The sequence below is a fragment of the Amycolatopsis sp. lyj-90 genome (assembly GCF_046549035.1).
Taxonomy (GTDB): domain Bacteria; phylum Actinomycetota; class Actinomycetes; order Mycobacteriales; family Pseudonocardiaceae; genus Amycolatopsis.
Window position 1 is genome coordinate 654,764 of record NZ_JAJPWP010000003.1, and the last position, 21,718, is coordinate 676,481.

24 protein-coding genes are annotated in these 21,718 nt (G+C 69.6%); 10 read left to right on the top strand and 14 right to left on the bottom strand.

All coding sequences use genetic code 11. The annotated features are described in order from the left end of the window. Positions 1-2: 2 nt before the first annotated feature. The 5 genes from glpX to ACLJPX_RS14670 form a co-directional block, all read right to left on the bottom strand. Entirely contained in the window at positions 3-1,073 is a 1,071-nt protein-coding gene (glpX, locus tag ACLJPX_RS14650) for a class II fructose-bisphosphatase (RefSeq protein ID WP_174720460.1), read from the bottom strand. Positions 1,074-1,157: 84 nt separating this feature from the next. After that, a complete protein-coding gene (locus ACLJPX_RS14655; RefSeq protein WP_191255335.1) occupies positions 1,158-1,391 on the bottom strand; it encodes an exodeoxyribonuclease VII small subunit in 234 nt (77 codons plus the stop codon). Beyond that, on the bottom strand, positions 1,388-1,828 hold the full coding sequence (locus ACLJPX_RS14660; RefSeq protein WP_410600558.1) for a hypothetical protein: 441 nt from the start codon (positions 1,826-1,828) through the stop codon (positions 1,388-1,390). The genes ACLJPX_RS14655 and ACLJPX_RS14660 overlap by 4 nt, the downstream gene beginning before the upstream one ends. Beyond that, positions 1,825-3,090: an exodeoxyribonuclease VII large subunit gene (xseA, locus tag ACLJPX_RS14665; RefSeq protein WP_410600559.1), complete on the bottom strand. Its 1,266-nt coding sequence runs from the start codon at positions 3,088-3,090 to the stop codon at positions 1,825-1,827. Before xseA ends, ACLJPX_RS14660 begins: the two co-directional genes overlap by 4 nt. Then, positions 3,087-3,758: a lipid droplet-associated protein gene (locus ACLJPX_RS14670; RefSeq protein WP_101610493.1), complete on the bottom strand. Its 672-nt coding sequence runs from the start codon at positions 3,756-3,758 to the stop codon at positions 3,087-3,089. The genes xseA and ACLJPX_RS14670 overlap by 4 nt, the downstream gene beginning before the upstream one ends. Before the next feature lie 152 nt (positions 3,759-3,910). On the opposite strand from ACLJPX_RS14670, the gene ACLJPX_RS14675 reads away from it, so the two are divergent. Then, complete coding sequence (locus ACLJPX_RS14675; protein WP_410600560.1) at positions 3,911-4,924, top strand: 4-hydroxy-3-methylbut-2-enyl diphosphate reductase; 1,014 nt, start codon at positions 3,911-3,913, stop codon at positions 4,922-4,924. A 92-nt stretch (positions 4,925-5,016) separates the two neighbouring features. Here the strand turns inward: ACLJPX_RS14675 and ACLJPX_RS14680 are convergent, their stop codons facing one another. Further along, positions 5,017-5,886 carry a DUF6542 domain-containing protein gene (locus tag ACLJPX_RS14680; RefSeq protein ID WP_410600561.1) on the bottom strand — a complete coding sequence of 290 codons (870 nt, stop codon included), beginning with the start codon at positions 5,884-5,886 and terminating at the stop codon, positions 5,017-5,019. Positions 5,887-6,122: 236 nt separating this feature from the next. After that, a complete protein-coding gene (rmuC, locus tag ACLJPX_RS14685) occupies positions 6,123-7,037 on the bottom strand; it encodes a DNA recombination protein RmuC (RefSeq protein ID WP_101610488.1) in 915 nt (304 codons plus the stop codon). A gap of 178 nt (positions 7,038-7,215) precedes the next feature. Between rmuC and ACLJPX_RS14690 the strand changes: the two genes are divergently transcribed. Further along, on the top strand, positions 7,216-8,367 hold the full coding sequence (locus ACLJPX_RS14690) for an exonuclease SbcCD subunit D (RefSeq protein WP_168214407.1): 1,152 nt from the start codon (positions 7,216-7,218) through the stop codon (positions 8,365-8,367). Continuing rightward, positions 8,364-11,315, top strand: coding sequence for an AAA family ATPase (locus ACLJPX_RS14695; protein ID WP_410600562.1), 2,952 nt, complete (start codon positions 8,364-8,366; stop codon positions 11,313-11,315). The genes ACLJPX_RS14690 and ACLJPX_RS14695 overlap by 4 nt, the downstream gene beginning before the upstream one ends. A gap of 81 nt (positions 11,316-11,396) precedes the next feature. On the opposite strand, the gene ACLJPX_RS14700 is transcribed toward ACLJPX_RS14695, so the two are convergent. Both ACLJPX_RS14700 and ACLJPX_RS14705 read right to left on the bottom strand, forming a co-directional pair. Beyond that, positions 11,397-11,897, bottom strand: coding sequence for a methylated-DNA--[protein]-cysteine S-methyltransferase (locus ACLJPX_RS14700; RefSeq protein ID WP_410600563.1), 501 nt, complete (start codon positions 11,895-11,897; stop codon positions 11,397-11,399). 10 nt (positions 11,898-11,907) lie between these two features. Continuing rightward, positions 11,908-13,359: a DNA-3-methyladenine glycosylase 2 family protein gene (locus ACLJPX_RS14705; RefSeq protein WP_410600564.1), complete on the bottom strand. Its 1,452-nt coding sequence runs from the start codon at positions 13,357-13,359 to the stop codon at positions 11,908-11,910. Positions 13,360-13,464: 105 nt separating this feature from the next. On the opposite strand from ACLJPX_RS14705, the gene ychF reads away from it, so the two are divergent. From ychF to ACLJPX_RS14720, 3 genes are all read left to right on the top strand, one after another. Beyond that, entirely contained in the window at positions 13,465-14,547 is a 1,083-nt protein-coding gene (ychF, locus tag ACLJPX_RS14710; RefSeq protein ID WP_101610483.1) for a redox-regulated ATPase YchF, read from the top strand. A 307-nt stretch (positions 14,548-14,854) separates the two neighbouring features. After that, the gene (locus ACLJPX_RS14715) at positions 14,855-15,442 is read left to right on the top strand and encodes an ArsR family transcriptional regulator (RefSeq protein WP_410600565.1); all 588 of its coding nucleotides are present in this window, start codon (positions 14,855-14,857) and stop codon (positions 15,440-15,442) included. Beyond that, entirely contained in the window at positions 15,442-15,909 is a 468-nt protein-coding gene (locus ACLJPX_RS14720; RefSeq protein WP_410600566.1) for a hypothetical protein, read from the top strand. Before ACLJPX_RS14715 ends, ACLJPX_RS14720 begins: the two co-directional genes overlap by 1 nt. A 61-nt stretch (positions 15,910-15,970) precedes the next feature. On the opposite strand, the gene ACLJPX_RS14725 is transcribed toward ACLJPX_RS14720, so the two are convergent. The 4 genes from ACLJPX_RS14725 to ACLJPX_RS14740 all read right to left on the bottom strand — a co-directional run bounded on the left by ACLJPX_RS14725 (position 15,971) and on the right by ACLJPX_RS14740 (position 18,896). Continuing rightward, positions 15,971-16,438, bottom strand: a complete 468-nt coding sequence (locus ACLJPX_RS14725; RefSeq protein ID WP_410600567.1) for a hypothetical protein — start codon at positions 16,436-16,438, stop codon at positions 15,971-15,973. A 79-nt stretch (positions 16,439-16,517) separates the two neighbouring features. Beyond that, positions 16,518-17,879, bottom strand: coding sequence for a M20/M25/M40 family metallo-hydrolase (locus ACLJPX_RS14730; protein WP_410600568.1), 1,362 nt, complete (start codon positions 17,877-17,879; stop codon positions 16,518-16,520). A gap of 92 nt (positions 17,880-17,971) precedes the next feature. Then, the gene (locus tag ACLJPX_RS14735; RefSeq protein WP_410600569.1) at positions 17,972-18,346 is read right to left on the bottom strand and encodes a hypothetical protein; all 375 of its coding nucleotides are present in this window, start codon (positions 18,344-18,346) and stop codon (positions 17,972-17,974) included. 85 nt (positions 18,347-18,431) lie between these two features. Then, the gene (locus tag ACLJPX_RS14740) at positions 18,432-18,896 is read right to left on the bottom strand and encodes a DUF2716 domain-containing protein (RefSeq protein WP_410600570.1); all 465 of its coding nucleotides are present in this window, start codon (positions 18,894-18,896) and stop codon (positions 18,432-18,434) included. A gap of 50 nt (positions 18,897-18,946) precedes the next feature. Here ACLJPX_RS14740 and ACLJPX_RS14745 point away from each other — a divergent pair, with 50 nt between their 5' ends. The 3 genes from ACLJPX_RS14745 to ACLJPX_RS14755 are packed head-to-tail and all read left to right on the top strand — an operon-like array spanning position 18,947 to position 19,891. After that, positions 18,947-19,150, top strand: a complete 204-nt coding sequence (locus tag ACLJPX_RS14745; RefSeq protein WP_037306526.1) for a hypothetical protein — start codon at positions 18,947-18,949, stop codon at positions 19,148-19,150. Further along, on the top strand, positions 19,147-19,521 hold the full coding sequence (locus ACLJPX_RS14750; RefSeq protein ID WP_410600571.1) for a type II toxin-antitoxin system death-on-curing family toxin: 375 nt from the start codon (positions 19,147-19,149) through the stop codon (positions 19,519-19,521). The genes ACLJPX_RS14745 and ACLJPX_RS14750 overlap by 4 nt, the downstream gene beginning before the upstream one ends. Positions 19,522-19,552: 31 nt before the next feature. After that, positions 19,553-19,891 carry a winged helix-turn-helix transcriptional regulator gene (locus ACLJPX_RS14755; protein WP_410600749.1) on the top strand — a complete coding sequence of 113 codons (339 nt, stop codon included), beginning with the start codon at positions 19,553-19,555 and terminating at the stop codon, positions 19,889-19,891. A gap of 385 nt (positions 19,892-20,276) precedes the next feature. Here the strand turns inward: ACLJPX_RS14755 and ACLJPX_RS14760 are convergent, their stop codons facing one another. Continuing rightward, positions 20,277-20,567: a 4a-hydroxytetrahydrobiopterin dehydratase gene (locus ACLJPX_RS14760; protein WP_410600572.1), complete on the bottom strand. Its 291-nt coding sequence runs from the start codon at positions 20,565-20,567 to the stop codon at positions 20,277-20,279. A gap of 75 nt (positions 20,568-20,642) precedes the next feature. On the opposite strand from ACLJPX_RS14760, the gene ACLJPX_RS14765 reads away from it, so the two are divergent. Further along, positions 20,643-21,695, top strand: a complete 1,053-nt coding sequence (locus ACLJPX_RS14765) for a thiamine ABC transporter substrate binding subunit (RefSeq protein WP_410600573.1) — start codon at positions 20,643-20,645, stop codon at positions 21,693-21,695. Positions 21,696-21,718: the final 23 nt, after the last annotated feature.

Below are 21,718 nucleotides of genomic sequence, written 5' to 3' on the forward strand. Positions count from 1 at the left end.
CCTTAGGGGAGCGGGGGAACGACGTCGTCTTCCAGTGAATCGTCGAGGTGGCCGTCGAAGTTGACGGACGAGTACGAGCGGAGTTTGGTCAGCCGGTGGTAGCCGTCGATCATCCGGACCGTGCCGGACTTCGAGCGCATCACGATCGACTGGGTGGTCGCGCCGCCCGCGCGGTAGTGCACGCCGCGCAGCAGGTCGCCGTCGGTGACGCCGGTGGCGCAGAAGAACACGTTGTCGCCGCGGACGAGGTCGTCGTTGCCGAGCACGCGGTCGAGGTCGTGGCCCGCGGCCAGTGCCTTCTCGCGCTCCGCGTCGTCCTTCGGCCACAGGCGGCCCTGCAGTTCGCCGCCGAGGCACTTCATCGCGCAGGCCGCGATGATGCCTTCGGGGGTGCCGCCGATACCGAGCAGCATGTCGACGCCGGTGCTCGGGCGGGCCGCGGCGATCGCACCCGCGACGTCACCGTCGGAGATGAACCGGATCCGGGCGCCCGCCTCGCGGACCTCCTTGATCAGTTGTTCGTGACGCGGCCTGTCGAGGATGCACACGGTGACGTCGGAAACGCTGGAGTTCTTGGCCTTCGCGACCCGGCGGATGTTCTCCGCGACCGGGGCGGCGAGGTCGACCTTGCCCGCGGCGTCCGGGCCGACGGCGAGCTTCTCCATGTAGAAGACCGCGGACGGGTCGAACATCGCGCCGCGTTCGGCGACCGCGAGCACGGCCAGCGCGTTCGGCATGCCCTTGGCCATCAGGGTGGTCCCGTCGACCGGGTCGACCGCGACGTCGCAGTCCGGCCCGTCGCCGTTGCCGACCTCTTCCCCGTTGAACAGCATCGGGGCTTCGTCCTTCTCGCCCTCGCCGATGACGACGACACCGCGCATCGACACGGTCGAGACCAGCTGGCGCATCGCGTCCACGGCGGCGCCGTCTCCGCCGATCTTGTCCCCGCGCCCCACCCAGCGGCCCGCGGCCATCGCGGCGGCTTCGGTCACGCGGACCAGTTCCATCGCGAGGTTGCGATCGGGCGCTTCACGGCGTCGGGAAGAGCTGGCGGACGAGGTGGGGGTGGGCATGAGGCCTCCCGGGTCAGGAACTCGGCGGGGTCCCAGTCTCTCAGATACCCACGGTGGTTCGGTGGCTCGAGAGCATGGTGAACGTCACTGACCGTTGCCGGTCTCGTCCTCGACCGACGACAGCGCGGCCTCGATCCGCTCGCGCGCGCCTTCGAGATGGTGCTCGCAGACCTTCGCCAGTTGCTCGCCCTTTTCCCAGAGAGCGAGCGACTGCTCCAGGGACAGCCCACCCGCTTCGAGTTCGCGGACGACCTCGACCAGCCTGTCGCGGGCCTGCTCGTAGCCGAGTTCGGCGGTCTCGCCACCGGGTTTGCTCACGCTGTGCTTCCTTCTACCGGACGTCGGTGCTTGCCGATACCCGCGCACACTACCGCGCCGGCCATGGCGTTGTCGTAACCCACGAAGGCGAGAGCGAACTCCTGGCCGTCACCCTCCGCGATCGCCGCGACGAGGGTTTCCTGCGCCCGGGCCACCCGTTTGCGGTGCTCGGACCCCTCCGCGAACCACCATCGGGTGCCGACGTGCTCAGCCGTCGCTTCGGAGAGCTTCCGCAGCTGCGCGTCGAGGCCGCGTTTGGTCGAATACGGCGCTGATGAGCCCTCGGCGGAAAAGAGCGCCTCGGCCTGGCAGCCCGCCAGCAGCACGGTCCAGCATTCGGCGGCGGCGTGGTCGGTCAGCAGCGCGTTGTGCAACACACCGGGGGCGTTCGCGCGCTGGGCGGCGTCGACGGTCAAAGGCAGGAAACTCGCCGTCAACTGTTCTCCTCCGCCTCTCCCGCGACGACGGCGCCGAGCGCGCCGTCGACCACGCGGACGCGCAGGTTCGCGCCGTCCGTGACTTCGGAGACGGACCGGAGTACCTGGAGGTTGCCTTCGGCGTCGGTGTACTGCACCACCGCGTAGCCGCGTTCGAGGGTCGCCGCCGGGCCGAGCGCGGTCAGCCGCGCGCGGGCGCTGGCGATCTCCGCCTGATCCTTGGCGAGCAGGGTGAGCATCGCGCGGCGCCCGCGTTCGCGGTGGATCTCGACGTCGTCGGAACGCCGCTGGACCGGGCCGAGCGGATCGGCGAGCACCGGACGGCTGCGCATCTGGGTCAGCAGCCTGACCTGCGTGTCCACCCAGCCGTGCAGGGCGCGGCGGCCGCGGTCGCGCATCTGGCGGACGCGCTGGGTCTCCTCGCGGACGTCGGGCACGATCCGCTTGCTGGCGTCCGTCGGCGTCGAGCAGCGGAGGTCGGCGACGTGATCGAGCAGCGGGGTGTCCGGCTCGTGCCCGATGGCGCTGACCACCGGCGTGCCGGCCGCGGACACCGCGCGGCACAGCGCCTCGTCGGAGAACGGCAGCAGATCTTCGACACTGCCGCCGCCGCGCGCGATCACGATGACGTCGACCTCCGGGTCACGGTCCAGTTTGGACAGTGCCTGGAGGATCTGCGGGACCGCGAGCGATCCCTGCACGGCGGTGTTGATCACCTTGAACGCGACATGCGGCCAGCGGGCCTGCGCGTTCACCAGCACGTCGCGTTCGGCGGCGGACGCGCGACCGGTGATCAGCCCGATCCCCTTGGGCAGGAAGGGGATCTTGCGTTTGCGTTCGGGTGCGAACAGGCCCTCGGCGGCCAGCAGCCGTCGCAGCCGTTCGATCCGCGCGAGCAGTTCGCCGATGCCGACCGCGCGGATCTCGTTGGCGCGCAGGCTCAGCGAGCCGCGGTTCATGAAGAACGTCGGCTTCGCGTGGATCACGACGCTCGCGCCCTCGCGCAGCGGCGGTTCGATCGTGCGCAGCAGGCCCATCGGGCAGGTCACCGACATCGACACGTCCGCGGACGGGTCGCGCAGCGTCAGGAACGCGGTGTTGGTGCCTTGGCGGGCCGAGATCTGCGTGACCTGGCCCTCCACCCAGACCGCGCCGAGCCGGTTGATCCACTCGCCGACCTTGCGGGCGACCGTGCGGACCGGCCACGGGTTCTCGGCGGTGGTGGACGGCCCCGCCGGTGCTGCGGTGGGTTCGGCGCTCACCGGCCTTCCGCGCTGCCGGTGTCGTCGCCGTCGGCTTCCGCCTTCTTCACGTTTCCGATGCGACGCGCGAGCATGCCGACGAATGACGCCCTGTCGGCGTTCGCCTTTTCGTAGGTCAGCAGCTCTTCCAGCTGCGCGAGGTCGAACCGGCGCAGGCGGGCGCGCAGCTGGGGCAACGTGAGCGTGTCGTAGTCCTCCAGCCCGGCCGGGCCGGAGGTCACGGGGGCCGCGGAACTGTCGAACTCGCCGTCGGCGTGGTCCTCGGCGAGCGCGCGCTCCTCCTCGGCCCACGGGTCTTCGGTGAGCGCTTCGAGGTCGTGGAAGTGGCCGTTCGTCTCGGCACGCGGTTCGGGAACCTCGGGGTCTTCCCGCAACGGGATCACGCACGAGTCGCGTTCGTAGCGGCGTTCGCCGAGGTCCGGCGGGAGGTCCTCGTCGAAGGTCGCCCAGCTGGGGGCGTCCTCGACCGGGCGGAGACCCGACAACGCGTCGTCGCCCTTGATCGCCAGCTCGGTGACGTGCTGCTGGACGCGCATGGAGAACTGGAGGACCTGGCTGACCACCGTGACGGGGAGCCCGGTGAGCTGCTTGGGAAGTTCGCGAACCCGCTCGGCGGTGGTGACGGCGAGGCCCGCGGCGACCCGGAGGGGGAGCGGGAGAGGCTTCATACGTCTAGCCTGCCGTATCTGGTCCATCCTGCCCAACCGAACGGGTGGGTCGGCTCACAGGACGTGACTCCACGCACATACTTTAGAGGGGTTCCCAGGTCACCTGAACGTGAGTGCGAGGAGCCCCCGGGGCAGCCCGTACCCTGGGGGTCATGAGTTCTGCGAGTCCCGGAATCACGCCAGCCGGCAGTCCGACGATCACCGAGTCCGGTGTGCCGGCAGGTGGCAAACGTGTCCTGCTCGCCAAGCCTCGCGGCTACTGCGCGGGCGTCGATCGTGCGGTCATCGCCGTCGAGAAGGCACTCGAGCTCTACGGCGCACCGGTGTACGTGCGCAAGGAGATCGTGCACAACCGGCATGTCGTGGAGACCCTGCGCGACCGCGGGGTGATCTTCGTCGACGAGACCTCCGAGGTGCCGGAAGGCGAATTGGTGGTGTTCTCCGCGCATGGCGTCTCGCCCGCGGTGCACGCCGAGGCGGCCGAGCGCAATCTGCGGACCATCGACGCGACCTGCCCTCTCGTGACCAAGGTGCACAAAGAGGTCAACCGGTTCGCGAAGGACGACTACGACATCCTGCTGATCGGCCACGAAGGCCACGAAGAGGTCGAAGGCACCGCCGGCGAAGCTCCCGACAAGGTGCAGCTCGTCGACACCGCCGAAGACGTCGACAAGGTCGAGATCCGCGACCCGTCGAAGGTCATCTGGCTCTCACAGACCACCCTTTCGGTGGACGAGACCATGGAGCGCGTCGACCAGCTCCGGGACAAGTTCCCCGCCTTGGCCGACCCGCCCAGCGACGACATCTGCTACGCCACCACGAACCGCCAGGTCGCGGTCAAGGCCATGGCCGCCGAGTGCGACCTGGTCCTGGTGGTCGGCTCCACGAACTCGTCCAACTCGAAGCGCCTGGTCGAGGTCGCGCTGAAGGCGGGGGCGCGCGCGTCGCACCTGGTCGACTTCGCGCACGAAGTCGATGAAGCGTGGCTCGAAGGCGTCGAGACCGTCGGCGTCACGAGCGGTGCTTCGGTGCCGGAGGTGCTGGTCATGGACCTGCTGACGTGGCTGGCCGAGCGCGGCTGGGACAACGTCGACGAGGTCACCACGGCGAACGAGAAGATCGCTTTCGCGCTGCCGCACGAGCTGAAGAAGGTCGGCAGGGCCTAGGCTTCGAGTACGAGAAAGGGCCGTCCGAGGAGTTCCTCGGGCGGCCCTTTTCGGCTGGTCAGAGGCTCAGGCGAGAGCAAAGGTCCCTTGCTTCAGCGCTCGTCGTCCCAAGGGCGGCGGCGCGGCGGTTGACCGCCTCGGCGAGGATCGTCCGGACGCGCCGGACGGCGGCGCGGGGCACCAGGGGCGCTCTCGCCGCGAGGGTCGCGACGGCGGGGTTCGCCGTCTTCCGGCGGACGCGGGCGCCGGGGCTGACGTCCCGGAGGCGGTGGTTTGCGAGCGCCGGGCTCGGCGTCGCGGCGAGGACGGCGCTCGTCGTCGACCGGACGGCGGCGCGGCGGCGCGTCGTCCCGGGGCGCACCCCGGCGTGACGGCGGGGGCGGCGTCTGCCCGGTCCTGGCGGCCGGACGGCGGCCCGCCGCGGCGGCAGCGGGCTTGACCGGCGGTTTCGCCTCGTCGCGACGGTCCGGTTTGGCGTTCGCCTTCAGTTTCACCGGTGCGTCGGGATCGCGTTCGCGGTAGATCCGGAAGAAACCGATCGCCAGGGTGACACCGGTGGTGAGGGCCATCGTCGGGAAGCCGTTGATCAGCGGGGTGCCGATGTCGAAGGCTCTCTCGAGCAGATCCGAGCCCTTGCTGTTGTCCGAGGTCAGGAGGATGACTCCCGGCACGGTCACGGCGAGGACCAGGGGCGGCTGCACCATCGGGCCGAACAGCCCTCTGCGCTGGACGGCCACCACGGCGGCCACCGCGCCGAGCGCGTAGAAGATCTTGAACAGCAGGCCCAGGTCCTTCTGCGTCATCACGTCGATGAAGGCGCCAAGGATGGCGAGCCCGAAGCCCACCAGGACGGCGGCCCACCAGGGCAGCCCGCGCCTGGCGCCGACGAGCGGACGCTCGTCCCAGGCTACGGGAACGTCGTCGGCATCAGGATCGCTCTGGCGATCGCGAATCGCGGTCACAGGTCCCACCGTATATCCAAGCTGCGGACATACCGCCAACAGGCGGTATGTCGATCGCCTGGTAGTGGTCATCCCGGACCACCCGGACGAACTGCCCGGGTGCTTTCGAGAGGTACTACGCGTGGGCGTGCGACAAGGTTGTCAAGCGGGCCGAAACGGAGCCTCCGATTCCGGAAACCGCAGGTGGGGTACGTCCTCTCGTGAGTGGTAAGGACGGTTCTAACCGTCCTTACCACTCACGAGGCCGGGAGCTCGTCCGCCTTCCGGATCAGGGGCACCGGCGCCGGGCTGCCCGCCGCGTCCGTCAGCGGGGAGACCGTGCTCCGGAAGCTCTCGAGCGCCTCCAGTTCCCGGCGCCGGGCCGAGATGAAGCGCTGGAGGTGCGTACTCGACAGGTTCAGCGCGTCGACCGCGTTGCCCGCGGCCCGGTGCGCGGCCGCGGCGCCCGCCCGGACCTGTTCGACGTCCTCGACCAGCGCCCGCTCGGTCGCGGCGAACAGCGCCGCGGACGCCAGCACGGCGAATCCGGTCGGCCCGCAGAGGAAGACCCGCCGGTCCAGCATCCAGCGCAGCAGCTCCGGGTCCGTGTCCAGCGCGGCCACGACGGCCGCGTCGGACGGGACGAACATGATCGTCCCGTAGATCGCGTCGGCCCAGCGCTGGTAGCCCTTGCCCGCCAGTTCGGCCGCCCGCGACCGGAGCTGCCGGACGTGCACGCGCAGCGCGTCGAGCCGTTCTTCGGGGTCGTTGGTCTCGACGGCTTCGGCCCAGCAGGCCATGCTCGCCTTCGCGTCGACAGGCACCGTCCGCCCGCCGCCGACCCGCAGCACCATGTCCGGTTTCGCGGCGCCACCGCCCGCCAGGTCCGTTTGCAGCGTGAAGTGCAGTTCTTCGCGGAGCCCGAGTGCGCGTGCGGTCTCCAGGAGGACCTTTTCGCCCAGCTCACCGCGGCCGCTGATCGAGGCGAAAGCGACCTCGTACCGGCGTAGCGCGAGTTGCTGCTGATCCGCCTTCGACCGTTCGGCGTCGACCAGTTTCGCCGCCGCGTCCGCCCGCCGCATGCCGTCGTTGTACAGCCGCCACAGCAACGCGACGGCGACGAGCAGCAGGAGCGCGAGCACGACGGCCGCGGTGGTGATCACCGTCGCCACCGGTACCTCCCCTCCGGATCCGAGTCCGGGACATCATGGCGGAACCCACCGACAAAAACCGGGTGGCGCGGTCGCGCTCCGTATCTGACCTGGGCCGTCCCCGGCGTGTCGGAAAGCGCGGTGCCGCCAAGGGCGCGCCTCCCCTCTTCGGCCGGTGCGCGGCCCTACCTTGGGCTGCGTGAAGCTCCTGCACACGTCCGACTGGCACATCGGCCGCACGTTCCACGGCGCCGATCTGCTCGCCGAGCAGGAAGCCGTGCTCGGTCACCTCGCCGATCTCGTGGTCGCCGAGTCGGTCGACGTCGTCCTCGTTTCCGGCGACATCTACGACCGTGCGGTGCCCTCGGCGGAGGCCGTCCGGGTCGCCACCACCGCGCTCGGCAGGCTCCGTCAGGCCGGGGCGCAGCTGGTGATGACGCCGGGCAACCACGACTCCGCGCCGCGGCTGGGCGCGTTCGCCGAATTCGCCGCGGCGGGCGGGCTGCACCTGCGCGCCACGATCGACGGCATCGCCGAGCCCGTGCTGCTGCCCGACGAACACGGCGACGTCGCCCTCTACGGCATCCCGTACCTCGAACCGGAGCCCGCGCGTCACGCCCTCGGCGTTCCCGAAGCCCGGGGCCACACCGGCGTCCTCACCGAGGCGATGCGGCGGATCCGCGCAGACCTCGCCGAACGGCCGCAGGGAACGCGGTCGGTGGTGCTCGCGCACGCCTTCGTCACCGGCGGCGAGCCGACCGAATCCGAGCGGACCATCGCGGTCGGTGGCGTCGAGCAGGTGCCGGGTTCGGTGTTCGACGGCGTCGATTACGTCGCGCTCGGCCACCTCCACGGCCCGCAGACCCTCGCCGAGCACCTGCGCTATTCGGGCAGTCCGCTGGCGTATTCGTTTTCCGAGACGCGCCAACGGAAATCCGTCTGGCTGGTCGACCTCGGCGCAGACGGGCTGGCCGAGGTCCGGCGGCACGAACTGCCGGTCCCGCGCCAGCTCGCGATGCTCAGCGGCGAGCTGGCGGATCTCCTGTCGGACCCGGAACACGACGGTCTCACCGACCACTTCCTCTCCTTCACGATCACCGACCGGGTCCGCCCGATCGACGCGATGCGGAAACTGCGCGAGCGCTTCCCGTACGCCGTGCACCTGGATTGGCAGCCGGAAGGCGGTCACGCCGGAGCCGCGCTGAAGTACGCCGAAGCCGTCCGCGGGCGTTCCGACGTCGAGATCACGCGCGGTTTCCTCGAGGACTGCCGCGGGTCCGCGCCGACGGAGAGCGAGGAGCGGCTCGTGCTGGCAGCGCTGGGCGCCGCGGGCAGGGAGCGCGAAGTATGAGGTTGCACCGGTTGGAGGTCGCCGCTTTCGGCCCGTACGCGGGCCGCGAGGTGGTGGACTTCGACGTGCTCGGCGCCGACGGGCTGTTCCTGCTGCACGGCGACACCGGCGCGGGAAAGACGACCCTGCTCGACGCCATCGCGTTCGCGTTGTTCGGCACCGTCCCCGGCGCTCGAGGCGAGGTCAAGCGGCTGCGCTGCGATCTCGCCGAGCCGGATCAGGTCACCGAGGTCGTCCTCGAACTGACCGTGCAGGGCCAGCGGATGCGGATCGCGCGCAATCCCGAGTACCAGCGGCCGAAGCGCCGTGGCGAGGGGATGACCCTCCAGCAGGCCAAGGCGGTGCTGAGCTGGGTCGGCACGGTGCCCGCCGGGCACGTGGCCGAAGGCATCACGCGGATCGACGAGGTCGCGCGCACGGTCGAGCGGCTCATCGGCATGACGCACGAGCAGTTCTTCCAGGTGGTCTTGCTGCCGCAGGGCGAGTTCGCGCGGTTCCTGCGGGCGAACACGGCCGAACGCGAGGAACTGCTGGAGCGGCTGTTCGGCACCGAGCGGTTCTCCGACGTCGAAAACTGGTTCGCGGATCTGCGCGCCGAGCGTGGCCGTGAGCTGCAGGCGCGGCAGCAATCGCTGCGGGAGTGGGTCGCGCGGTTCGCGCAGGTCGCCCGGCAGGAGGCGCCCGAAGAGGGGCAGGCCGAGTGGGTCGAGGCGGTCCTCGCGGAGTCCACCGAGCTTGTCGCGCAGGCACGGGAACAGGAAGAGAAGGCGCGGAAGGCCGCGAAGACGGCTGAGGCCGTGTGGCAGGAGAACCGGTCCACCGCCGAGCGCATCCGCCGGGTGCGCACCGCGTACACGCGTCTTTCGGCGATCGCCGAGCAGGCGGATCAGCGCGCGGAGTGGGCGGAAGAGGTCGAAGCGGCCCATCGTGCGGCAGGCGTCGCCGCTGAGGCCGATCTGCTCGAACGCCGCTCGAACCAGCTCGCCGAGGCGGAGGCCGCGGAAGCGCTCCGGACCCGGGAGGTGCCGGACGCCGCGGACAGTTCCGCCGCCGAACTCCGCGCCCGTGCCGGCGGGCTGCGCGAAGAAGCGGGCGCGCTGGCCGAACTCGTGGCCGAAGGCGAGCAGCAGCAACGGGATCTGGTCCGCCGAGATCAGCTGAGCACCGCCGCGAAGGAGGCGGAGAAGCAGGCCGAGGAACTCGTCGCCGAACTCGAATCCGTGCCGGAGAAGATCACGGCGTTGCGTGCCGAGGCGCTCGCGGCCGCCGAAGCCGAGGCGAAACTCGAAGGCGTCCGCACCCGTTTCGACGAGTTGACCGCGCTGGTCCGGGACGCCGATGAGGTGCCCGGAGCGGAGCAGGCCGTCGAGCAGGCTCGTGGACTGGTCCGCGACGCCGTCGACGCCCATCAGCAGGCGCGGCAGCATCGCCTGGACCTGCGTGAGCGCCGTCTCGACGGGATGGCGGCCGAACTCGCCGCCGGCTTGGCCGCGGGTGAGGACTGCCCGGTGTGCGGCGCGACCGAGCATCCGGCGCCCGCCACGCACACCGGTGGCCTCGTCGATCCCGAGGACGAACGCCGCGCCGAAGCCGCCGAGCAGCAGGCCGACAAGCGGCGGGAGAAAGCGAAAACCTCGCTGCTGGAAGCCGAAGGACGGCTTAAGACGCTGGTCGAGCGGTTGTGCGAGCGCACCGCCGAGGCGCTGCGGGCCGAACTCGGCGAGGCGCGGGAGCTGGGCGCGTCGCTGTCGGAAACGGCGCGCCGCAAGCCCGTCCTGGAGAAGCAGCTCCTCGAACTGGAACGGAAGACCGAGCAGCTGACCGAACGCCGTCGCGTGACCGGGCAGCGGGCGGCCGAGGCAGCGACCGAGGTCCGGGGTCTCACGGAACGGCTGGCCGAACGGGAACGACGGCTGGAAAGCGCGCGCGGCGAGTTCGCCGACGTCGCCGCCCGGCGGCGGCACCTGCTCGGTTTCGCGACCCGCCTCGACGCGCTCGCCGAATCGCGCCTCGGTGTCGTGGGTGCCCGCGAGCGTCGCGACGAGCAGGCGAAACTGGTCGAGAAAGCCTTGCAGGCCAAGGGTTTCGCGGATCTCGAGGCGATGCGGGCCGCGTCGCGGCCGGACGAGCAGGTCACGAAACTGGAGACCAGCCTCGCCGACGCGAAGGTGATGGAGGAGTCCGAGCGGCGCGCGTTGGCGGCGCCGGAACTCTTCGGCATCTCGCCCGAGGACGAGATCGACGTCGTGGCCTCCGAAGAGGCGGCGCGGAAAACCCAGGGCGAAGCCGAGCAGGCTTTCGCGGCGCTGCGCACGGCCACGTCCCGGCACACCGACCTGACCGGCGTGGCCGAGCGGATGGCGTCCCTGATGGCGGGGCTGGCGCCGGTCGAAGAGCGGTACCTCGAACTGAAGGCGCTGGCCGAGGTCGTCAACGGGCGCGGGCAGAACGCGCGGAAGATGTCGCTGCGCTCGTATGTGCTCGCCGCGAGACTGGAAGAGGTCGCGGTCGCGGCGACCGCCCGTCTGCGGACGATGAGCCAGGGCCGGTATTCCTTCGTGCACTCCGACGCGGCCGGTGCCCGGGGCACTCGCGGCGGGCTCGGGCTCGACGTGCTCGACGACTACTCCGGCACCGTCCGGCCCGCGAAGACGCTCTCCGGCGGCGAGTCCTTCCTCGCGTCGCTCTCACTGGCGCTGGGCCTCGCCGACGTCGTCGCCGCCGAGACCGGTGGAGCGCTGCTGGACACGCTGTTCATCGACGAGGGCTTCGGCACGCTGGACGCCGAGACGCTCGACATCGTCATGAACATCCTCGACGAGCTTCGCGCCGGTGGCCGGGTGGTCGGGCTGGTGTCGCACGTGGAGGAACTGCGGCAGCGCATCCCGACCCGGCTGCGGATCCGGAAGGCGCGTACGGGCTCCTCGGTCGAAATCCACGCCGCCTGACCCGCTTCGCGCGCGCTATGAAAGGCCCGTTACTTGCAAAATTTGCAAGTAACGGGCCTTTCATAGCATTCGCGAGGGCACTCAGGCGGCTTCGTGGGTCAGCAGCCACTGCTTCGCCGGGACACCCCACCGGAAGTTCCCCACGCCGCCGCCGGTCCGCACCACGCGGTGGCACGGCACGAACAACGCCGCGGCGTTCTTCGCGCACGCCGACGCGGCCGCCCGCACCGCCGCCGGATTGCCCGCCAGCGTCGCGTACTCCGCATAGCTCACCGGCTCACCGGCGGGCACCTTCCGCAGGATTTCCCAAGCGTGCTCCCGGAAAGCGCCGGACCGCTGCCGCACCTCGACGTCGGCGACCGCGTCCAGGTCGCCGTCGTGGTACCGGCGGATCGCGGTGCTCACCGGTCCCAGGTCCTGTCGCTGCTTCACCTCACCGGGGGCCAGTGACGGCGAGATCAGCGGTGTCAGTTCGCTGACGTCGCCGGTCCAGCCCGAGGCGAGTACGGCCCCGTCCTCCGCCACCACGGCGGTGAACGGCCCGATCTTCGTGTCCATTGTGGACCAATAAGCGATGTTCATCGTCTCCCTTTCAAGCGCGCCACAGGTACATGCCGGCGTACGAGGACCAGGGCTGCCAGGCCCGCCCGCGTTCGGCCAGCGTCTTTTCGTCGTCGGCGATCCCCAGCGCGGCCGCTCCCCGGCGCAGCGCCGGATCACCGGTCAGCAGGACGTCCGGCGCGCCCAGGACGCGCATCAGGACGTAGTCCGCGGTCCGGGGCCCGATTCCCGGGAGTGCCAGCAGTTCCGCCCGCAACTCCGCGGGATCGCGGCCGACGTGGACCGAAACGCCGTCCGCCAGCGCGGCGGCCACGGCGGCGATCCGCTCCGGACCGTGTTCGGCGACCACGGCCGCCGTCGGGAACACCGTGGTCACCCCTTCCAGTGATTCGTCGCAGCTGGGCACACGCTCGCCGAGGGTGTCGGCGAGCGACGCCGCCTCGGCCGGGGACAGCAGGGCGCGCAGCACGAGTTCGTCCCCGTCGACCGCGCCCGGCACCCGGATGCCGGGGATCGCCTCGACCAGCGGCGCGAGCGCCGGGTCGGCCCCGAGGACCCGTGTGACCGCCTCGGGGTCGGCGTCGAGGTCCAGCAGCCGCCGCACCCTGGCCACGGCGCTGCTCAGGTCACGCAGGTCGGCGAGCCGCAGGTCGCAGAGGACGTGGTCGTCCTTCGTCGTCAGCCGCACCACGCCGACGCCGTGTGCGAGCCGGAGCGTGCGGGCATAGGCGGTCACGCCGGAATCGTCGCGCGTCACGTGCTCGACGCCGGGGACGGCCCGGACGGCCAGGAACTCCAGCACCCCGGCCGCGTCGAACGGCTTGCGGAACGGCAGCCGCAGGCTCAGCCGGGTCCCGGTCGGTGTCTCGTCGGCCTTGCGACGTCCGCGACGCAGGCTCGCCGCACGAAGCTGCGAAGGCGTCGTCGCGAATACCTCGCGGATCGTCTCGTTGAACTGGCGGACGCTGGAGAAGCCCGCCGCGAACGCGACGTCGGTCAGCGGGAGGCCGGACATCTCGATCAGCAGCCGCGCCGAGTGCGCCCGGTGCGCCCTGGCCAGCGCGAGCGGTCCGGCACCGAGTTCCGCGGTGAGGACACGCCCGAGCTGACGTTCGGAATAGCCGAGCCGTCGCGCGAGCCCCGGCACGCCGTCGCGTTCGACGGTCCCGTCCGAGATGAGCCGCATCGCCCGCGCGGCGAGGTCGGCCCGGATGTCCCAGTCGGGCGAGCCGGGGACGGCGTCGGGGAGGCAGCGGCGGCAGGCACGGAAGCCGTTCGACTGCGCCGCGGCCGACGTCGGGTAGAAGCGGACGTTCTGCTGTTTCGGCGTCGACGCGGGGCAGGACGGGCGGCAGTAGATCCCGGTGGTGCGGACGGCCATGATGAACTGGCCGTCGAACCGGGAATCACGGGCGGCGACGGCGCGGTAACACCGTTCGGTGTCGCGCCACACGGCCCGTTCGGCCAAGGTCTGCTCGGTCATGACATCGATCGTGCCACCAGGTCGCGGGGTCGGCTGGCGGAAATCCGACACCGCGATCCGGGCCTCGGCGGATGGGGTCGCGGGCGGCACGTAGACTTCTGGCCCGTGAGTCTCACCCTCGGCATCGTCGGCCTGCCCAACGTCGGCAAGTCCACCCTGTTCAACGCGCTGACCCGCAACGACGTGCTCGCCGCGAACTACCCGTTCGCGACGATCGAGCCCAACGTCGGCGTCGTCCCGCTCCCGGACCCGCGCCTGGACGAACTCGCCAAGGTGTTCGGCTCCGAGCGGACCGTGCCCGCCGTCGTGTCCTTTGTGGACATCGCGGGCATCGTGAAGGGCGCCTCCGAGGGAGCCGGGCTCGGCAACAAGTTCCTCGCGAACATCCGCGAGGCGAACGCGATCTGCCAGGTCGTGCGGGTCTTCGACGACCCGGACGTGATCCACGTCGACGACCGGATCGACCCGGCGAGCGACATCGAGACGATCAACACCGAGCTGATCCTCGCCGACCTGCAGACGCTCGACAAGGCGCTGCACCGGCTCGAGAAGGAAGCGCGGACCAAGAAGGAAGCCAAGCCCGCCCTCGACAACGCGGTCAAGGCCAAGGAGATCCTCGACTCGGGCCGGACCCTGTTCCAGGCGCAGAAAGAGGTCGACTTCGAGGCTCTGCGCGAGCTGAGCCTGCTCACCACGAAGCCGTTCCTCTACGTCTTCAACGCCGACGAGGGAATCCTCACCGACGACGCTCGTCGCGAAGAGCTGGCCAAGATGGTCGCCCCCGCGGACGCGGTGTTCCTCGACGCGAAGGTCGAGTTCGAGCTGCTGGAACTGGACGACGAGGACTCCGTGCGCGAGTTGCTGGAGTCCGTCGGCCAGCACGAGCCAGGCCTGTACTCGCTCGCCCGCGCCGGTTTCCACACCCTCGGCCTGCAGACCTACCTGACCGCAGGCCCCAAGGAGTCGCGCGCCTGGACGATCCCGCAGGGCGCGACCGCCCCGCAGGCCGCCGGCGTGATCCACACCGACTTCGAGCGCGGTTTCATCAAGGCCGAGGTCGTCTCGTATGACGACCTGATCGAGAACGGTTCCATGGCCGCCGCCCGGTCCGCGGGCAAGGTGCGGATGGAAGGCAAGGACTACATCATGTCGGACGGCGACGTGGTGGAGTTCCGCTTCAACGTCTGACGGCGGACGCGACTGAGCGGGCGAAGCAGAGCGAGTGTGTCAGTCCTCAAGCTTGCGAGTCTCGGGCAGAGCTGACCGCAACGGGTGCTCACGCAGAAGCACGAGATTCTCGGTGTTGTCGGACTGCTCGCTGGTCATGCCTGCATTCTCCTCACTCGCCGCTTACACCGTGGGGGCTCTCGCAGACAGGTTGAACTCGCTTGTCGCCAGGCTTGCGCACAGCACGAACGTCCGCTCCCGAGGTTCGTTTCGGTGACGACTTATCGCTGGTTGTTACTTTCATTGGGCGCAGGATATACTGCGTCCAATGAAACCTTCGCCGAGTCTGCTGCCACTGCTGCGGTCGCGCACGCAAGGTGAGCTGCTCGCGCTCGTTCTGCTGCATCCGGATCGCGAGTACAGCATCACCGAGCTAGCCGAAGCCTGTGGTGTCACGACCACCGCGGCGTTGCGTGAAGTCGAGCGGCTGACCGAGGGCGGCATTCTGGAAGATCGGAGAGTCGGCCGGAGCCGGATCGTCAAAGCCCGAACGGACACCCCGCTCTACCGGCCGTTGAGTGATCTCATCGCGGTCACGTTCGGGCCGATGCCGCTGCTCGCCGAGGCCTTGTCCGGGCTCGCGGGCGTCAGCGAGGCATACATTTACGGCTCTTGGGCCGCGCGCTACAGCGGCGAACCGGGGCCGCCTCCCGGCGACGTCGACGTCCTCGTCGTCGGTTCGCCTGATCCGGACGAGCTTTTCGACTTGGCGGAGCGGGTGTCGCGGCGGCTGAGCCGCGAGATCAACGTTCATCGGATCTCATCCGAGTCGTGGGCGTCGGGCACGACGGATCCGTTCCTCGTCAGCGTTCGTGAGCGTCCGCTGGCTCAACTGAACCTCGGCTTGGAGACTTGATGACCCCGTGGAATCAAGGGCGCGAAACGATCGACGCACTCATAGCGAGCGGTTCGATCGAGCGTGTCCCCGCTTCGCGAGAAGCCGCCGAGGCGGAGATCGACAGGGCTCGCACGCACCTCACTTCGGCGCGGCTGTTGCTGGATTCGGATCCGGAAGGCGCCTACACGCTGGCATACGACGGTGGGCGCCGCGCCTTGGCTGCGCTCTTGCAGAATCAGGGCCTGCGCGCCACGAGTCGCGGTGGCCATATCGCCGTCTACGAAGCTGTTTTCGCACAGCTCGATCCTCCGCTTGGGCGGGTTTTGCGTCCTTTCAACCGCATGCGGGTCCGGCGGAACGAAGTCGCCTATCGCTCCTCGGAGGCTCCGTCGGTGACCAGCGAGGACGTGACGACCGATATCGCGAAAGTCGAAGCCTTGATCGACATCGCGGCGAGGACGATTCCGAACATGCCGCTTTACTAGGTCGCGACCGTGATCGACGCGGGGTGGACCGCCTCTGCGCAGTCCGTTGTCGGCTTGGCGGCTAGAGAAGGGCCCGCAGTAGAGCCACGAAGCCTGCGATCCCGAAGAGTGCCAAGCCGCCGGTCCAGATCCGGTAGGACCGCAACCGGATCACGCGGCGGCGTGTCCGGCCGGCGTTCAGCGCCCTGACTTCACCTGTTGCGAAGATTTCCGGCCAGCCATGCTCCCGCTCGATGCGATGCAGTAGTACCGAGTCGGTGACTTCGTTCTGTCGCTGGCGGAGCAACAGCTGGATCGACATCGCCGACACGATCATCGAGAGCAGTCCCGCGACGGCCGCGGCGAAAGGCGTCGATTGGGCTCCGTGGGCGAGGGACAGCAGAAAAGACTGCGCGGTCAGGGAAAGCGCGGGCACCTGCCACATCAGCGTGTCGAAGGCCTGCCGTCGCGTGGCGAGGATCTGATACTGGGTGATGGTCACCGGTGAGGCGGCGGGCCGCGGGTCCTGCTCGTCAGGTGAAGGCGTCACCGGATCAGAGTGGCATCCCGGCAGGGCGCTCGTGAGTGGTAAAGGCGGTTAGAACCGCCTTTACCACTCACGAGCCCCACTACTTCCGCAGCAGGCTGTAAGCCGCCGATCCGATCAGCTCCAGCGAGACCTGAAGCCGCTCAAGGGAAACGTTGTCCTTGATGGTGTCTTCCGGCGTGTGATAGGTCGGCTCCAGCAGCGCCGGGCCGCTTTCGCCGCGCCAGCTGAAGTTGCCCGACGCGATCCCGCGCTCGAAGAACGGCACGTGGTCGCTCGAACCGCGCGCGACCGGGCCCTTGACCCGGGGGTCGTAACCGAGCCGCTTGGCCGCGGCGTTGACGGCCGCGGTCGTGGCGTTGTCGGCACCGTCGACCGAAAGCAGCCAGTAGGTGATCGCCGGGTCCCAGCTGGTGGCGACCATGTCGTTCTGGAAGCAGCCCGCGATCCGCTTCGCTTCCGGGTCGGTCAGGTTCGAGACGTAGTGCCGCGAGCCGATCAGCCCGTATTCCTCCGAGCCCCACAGCGCGAACCGCAGTGTCTTGTTCGTCGGCAGGTACCGCAGGACGCGCGCCAGCTCCAGGCACAGCACGGTGCCGCTGCCGTCGTCGTTCGCGCCGGGGGAGCCGGGGACGCTGTCGTAGTGCGCGGTCACCATGACCACGCCGTTGTCCTTGCCGGGGAAGCTGGCGGGCCGCTCGGCGATGACGTTGTACGACGTCAGGTTCTTGTGGTGGGTGGCCGTCGCCTTCACCTTGACCGAGCCCTTGGCGAGTCGTTCGCGCAGCCGCTCCACCTGCACCTGCGCCAGGCCGAGCACCGGGACGGTGACCGGGGTGGCCAGCGTCGGGGAGAAGGCGGACAGTTTGCGCGCCGGGTCGGCGCCGATCCGGCCGATCAGCACGGCGACGGCGCCGCGCTGCGCGGCCGTCAGGTACGCGTCGGCCTTGTTCGTCACGGCCGCGATCAGCACGATCTTGCCGGTCAGGTCGTCCGGAAGGGTGGTCCCGTCACCGGCGTCGACGACGACCGCCTCACGCGTGACGTCCTGCGCGCCCTGCGGCGACGAGCCGGTCTGCCAGCTGTCACGTCCGACCGACAGGCCGCCCAGGAACTTGTCGGCGATCGGGAACGGCTGCAGCGTGACCTGGTAGCGCAGCTCTCGCAGCACCTTCGCGATGTAGTCCTTGGCACGCAGTTCGCCTTCGGTGCCGGCGATCCGGGGGCCGATCTTGTCGCTGAGCACCCGAAGATGCTCCAGCGCCCGCCGTGACCGGACCCGCGCGATCACGGGGTAGTCGCCGAAGTCCAGCGACGGCGGGAACTGCGCGCCCGGACGCTGCTGCGTGGCCGCGGCGGCGGTGCCGGGGTTCAACCCGATCGTCGCCGCGCCCGCCAGAGCCACCGCACCCGCGAGCACCTCACGCCTGCGCAGACCTGCCATGGAACACCCCTCACTTTTCGAACGACCTTCGTTCGAGTAGCTAAGAGTCACCGGGCCGCCAGAGCAACCTCCGATCGTCCCCTTTTTCCGGTTCAGCCCACGGTCGTCCGGCGGTAGGCCTGGGACAAGGCGACACCGCCGCAGGCGATGGCCCCGATCAGCCCGCCGATCAGCAGCACGGTCCCGACGAAGGGGCCGAAGTCGCCCACGTCGGCGAGGCGTCCCCAGAAGGAGCCTTCGAGCAGGGCGCCGACCAGGATGAACAGCGGCGCGGCGACGCCGAGGAACAGGATCCAGCGGTATTTGGCGGCCAGGGTCAGCACGAGGATCCCGGTCACGCCGAGGATGAACGGGCCGGGCGGGACGTCCGGGAATCCGGGGACGCCCGAGACGATCTGGATGATCAGCCCGGCGACGCCGACGAAGAGGAAGAAAGCGTTGGCGACGGCGGCGGTGGAACGGTTCATGGTGGGACTCCTCACTGGGTTTTCGACCACTGAAGAGTCCCGCTCGGAGCCGCTCGGGGCGTCGGCCCGGAAGCGGCAATCGGGCCTACGCAGACCTGCGTAGCGGCTTGCCGAGGGTTTCGGTGAGTTCCGCCGAGATCGCGGTCACCAGTTCGTCGCCGAACACGCAGATCGTGTACTCCCAAGGGTGCCCGAAGGTGCCGAGCCGGAAGTCCTGCGTCAGGTAGATGTAGTAGTCGCCGTCGGGGAACGGGCTGAGCGGCCAGTCCTTCTCGGTGGTCGCGAACCGGTAAGACTCGTGCTGCCAGTCGAGCGCGTACAACTCGTCGGCACACGAGGCCAGACCGCGCTGGACGACGGAGACCATCCGGTCCAGCAGCAGATATCCCGGGTCTTCGTCGAGGGCGGACAGGCTCCAGGTCACCGCCCCCGCGGGTTCGGCGATTCCCGGCCACTCGAACCGGTCGGTGCTGGGCCGGAAGGCGAATTCCGCGCGGAAGCGGTCCCACGCGCGCCGGTACTCGGCGTCGCCCAGGGTCTGGATGCTCACCAGGCGAAAATACGCGAAGGAGGGTGCTACCAGAGTGGTATCATCAACCCATGGCCATGACCCTGCGGTTGAACGACGAGCAAGAGCGCGCTCTCGCCCTGCTGGCGGAGGCCGACGGCGTGAGCAAGCACGAAGCCACCGTTCGCGCCATCACCGAGGCGGCCGGGCGCCGTGTCCGGGACGACAGGGTCCGGGCGCTGTCCAAGGACGGCCGGGAGCGCTACGCCGCTCTGCTCGACCGTCTCGCCCAGTGATCGAGTATCTCACCGTCGAAGACCTCCTGGCGCTCGCGGAAGACCTCGGCGTGCCCAAGGTCCGCGACCTCGGCCTGCTCGATTCCGCCGCGCACCGGCCGCAGGTTTCGCTGATGGGCCGGGACGCGTATCCGACGCTGCACGAGAAGGCGGCGGTGCTGCTGGAGTCCGTCGTGCGCAACCACGCGCTCATCGACGGCAACAAGCGCCTGGCCTGGATGGCGACGTTCGTCTTCTACGGGCTCAACGGTCACGACCTCGACGCGCCGGAAGACGGCGCGTACGACCTGGTGATCGCGATGTCCACCGGCTCACTCGCCTACGACGACGCAGCGGCCGAGCTGGCGGGCTGGGCCAAGCCGCTCGGGTAACTTCGGACGGGTGAAGCCACTGGAAGCGGACATGTTCGCGCCCGAGTGCCCGTCGAATCTCACGCCGTTCAGGATCGGCGACAAGTGGGCCGGCCTGGTCGTGCTGTGCCTCGAAGAGGGACCGCGCAGGTTCACCGAGCTGAGGGTGCCACTGAGGGGCGTCACGTCGAAGGTCCTCACGGAGACCCTCAGAGCCCTGGAGCGCGACGGCATGATCACGCGGACGGCGTACGACGAGACACCGCCGCGAGTGGAGTACGAACTCACCCCGCTCGGCCGGACGTTGTTCGCGCCGATGGAGGCATGCCGCGAGTGGGCGGCGAAGCACCTTCCGGAGCTTGTCGCCGCCCGCGAGGCATACCCGGGCTGAAGGGGCTAGCCGAGAAGGCCGAGCACGATGATCGTCAGCAGCGTGACGGCGGTGGCGAAGACGGTCACCCAGACGCGCTGGGCGGCGGTGATGGAGGCGTTGTTCACGGCGGTTCCCCGGGGGAGAGAAGCGACAGGTCCGCCGGGAACAGCGCGTTGATCAGGGTCCGCGTTACCTCACACGCGCCGGTGTGGCGAAGATCACTGATCGTGCTGGTGATGCCGATCGCGCGCCGTGTACCAAAGCACTCCGGCAGCGGCCGCCACCATCGCGCCGAATGCGGAGAACCCCACCACGATCGCCTGTGTCATCACTCGTCCTTTTCTCGTCGGTCGTACTGGGTAGACGTCCGGGAAGCGGAGTCGTGGCGCGACCGTCGCGGACGTCACATGCCGTCGAGCACCCCGTCGATCTGCGACGCGAGCGCGAAGTCCTTCTCCGTCAGCCCTCCGGCGGAGTGCGTGCTGAGCCGGAACGTCACCGTCCGCCAGCGGATGTCGATGTCGGGATGGTGGTCGGCCGTCTCCGCGAGTTCGGCGATCTTGTCCACCGCTTCGATGGCTTTCGGGAAGCTCGGCAGCTTCGCCGTCCGCTCGATCGTGACGCCGTCGCGGGTCCAGCCCGAGAGCTTCGTCACGGCCTCGTCCGCCTGCTTGTCGTTCAAGATTTCCGCCATGACTCCATGGTGGTACGCCGTCGGCTACGCTGCACGTTTGCCACGGGTCCCCCCTTGAAAAACGCAGGAGGCTAGATGAAACGCGCCCTCCGCACGCTGGTTGCGGCAGGCACGGTGGCCGCCCTCGCCACGGGCTGCTCGCTTTCCGGGACTACGGGGAACGACGCGCAGGCGCCGGCGACGGTCACGCTCGTGACGCACGACTCGTGGCTCGCCCCGCAGGAGGTCCTCGACGCGTTCGAGCGGCAGTCCGGGATCAAGATCTCCGTGCTCAAGCAGGGGGACGCGGGCGCGCTGACCAACAAACTGGTGCTGACCAAGGCGAACCCGATCGGTGACGTCGCGTACGGCGTCGACTCGACGTTCGCTTCCCGCGCGCTCACCGAGGGCGTTTTCGAGCAGTACACGAGCCCGGAGGCCGATCGCGGCCCCCAGCGCTACTCCGTCGACCCCGAGCACCGCCTCTCCGCGGTCGACCTCGGCGACGTGTGCGTCAACATCGACGCCCGGTACTTCGTGGACAAGGGGATCCCGGAGCCGAAGTCGTTCGCGGACCTCGCCGACGCCAAGTACAAGGACCTGATGGTCGCCGAGAGTCCCGCGACGTCGTCGCCGGGACTGGCGTTCCTGCTCGGCACGGTCGCCCAGTTCGGCGAGCAGGGCTGGCAGGCGTACTGGTCGCAGCTGAAGGCCAACGGCCTCAAGACGGTCAGCGGCTGGGAAGAGGCCTACACCAAGGAGTTCTCCGGTTCCTCGGGCAAGGGCCCGCGGCCGATCGTCGTCTCCTACGCGTCTTCGCCCGCCGCCGAACTCGGCGACGACGGCAAGCCACGCACGAAGGCGCTGCTGGACACCTGTTACCGCCAGGTCGAGTACGCGGGTGTGCTGGCGGGCGGCAAGCAGGTCGAGAAGGCCCGCAAGGTCGTGGACTTCCTGCTGTCCCAGCAGTTCCAGGTGACCGTGGCGGCCAACATGTACGTGTACCCGGCACGCCAGGGCGTCGAACTCCCGCAGGGCTGGGCGCAGGCCGCGCCGCTGCCGCAGCAGCCGAAGACGCTCGAACCGGCCAAGATCCAGGCCGGGCGTGAGCAGTGGATCGCCCAGTGGCGCACGCTACTCGAAGGCTGAGTGCGCCCAGGCTGACTTATCGG

Coding starts and splice junctions, on each gene's coding strand:
- glpX (WP_174720460.1), bottom strand. CDS start 1,073: ATGCCCACCCCCACCTCGTCCGCCAGCTCTTCCCGACGCCGTGAAGCG.
- ACLJPX_RS14670 (WP_101610493.1), bottom strand. CDS start 3,758: ATGAAGCCTCTCCCGCTCCCCCTCCGGGTCGCCGCGGGCCTCGCCGTC.
- ACLJPX_RS14675 (WP_410600560.1), top strand. CDS start 3,911: ATGAGTTCTGCGAGTCCCGGAATCACGCCAGCCGGCAGTCCGACGATC.
- ACLJPX_RS14695 (WP_410600562.1), top strand. CDS start 8,364: ATGAGGTTGCACCGGTTGGAGGTCGCCGCTTTCGGCCCGTACGCGGGC.
- ACLJPX_RS14700 (WP_410600563.1), bottom strand. CDS start 11,897: ATGAACATCGCTTATTGGTCCACAATGGACACGAAGATCGGGCCGTTC.
- ACLJPX_RS14705 (WP_410600564.1), bottom strand. CDS start 13,359: ATGACCGAGCAGACCTTGGCCGAACGGGCCGTGTGGCGCGACACCGAA.
- ACLJPX_RS14715 (WP_410600565.1), top strand. CDS start 14,855: ATGAAACCTTCGCCGAGTCTGCTGCCACTGCTGCGGTCGCGCACGCAA.
- ACLJPX_RS14720 (WP_410600566.1), top strand. CDS start 15,442: ATGACCCCGTGGAATCAAGGGCGCGAAACGATCGACGCACTCATAGCG.
- ACLJPX_RS14730 (WP_410600568.1), bottom strand. CDS start 17,879: ATGGCAGGTCTGCGCAGGCGTGAGGTGCTCGCGGGTGCGGTGGCTCTG.
- ACLJPX_RS14735 (WP_410600569.1), bottom strand. CDS start 18,346: ATGAACCGTTCCACCGCCGCCGTCGCCAACGCTTTCTTCCTCTTCGTC.
- ACLJPX_RS14745 (WP_037306526.1), top strand. CDS start 18,947: ATGGCCATGACCCTGCGGTTGAACGACGAGCAAGAGCGCGCTCTCGCC.
- ACLJPX_RS14755 (WP_410600749.1), top strand. CDS start 19,553: ATGTTCGCGCCCGAGTGCCCGTCGAATCTCACGCCGTTCAGGATCGGC.
- ACLJPX_RS14760 (WP_410600572.1), bottom strand. CDS start 20,567: ATGGCGGAAATCTTGAACGACAAGCAGGCGGACGAGGCCGTGACGAAG.
- ACLJPX_RS14765 (WP_410600573.1), top strand. CDS start 20,643: ATGAAACGCGCCCTCCGCACGCTGGTTGCGGCAGGCACGGTGGCCGCC.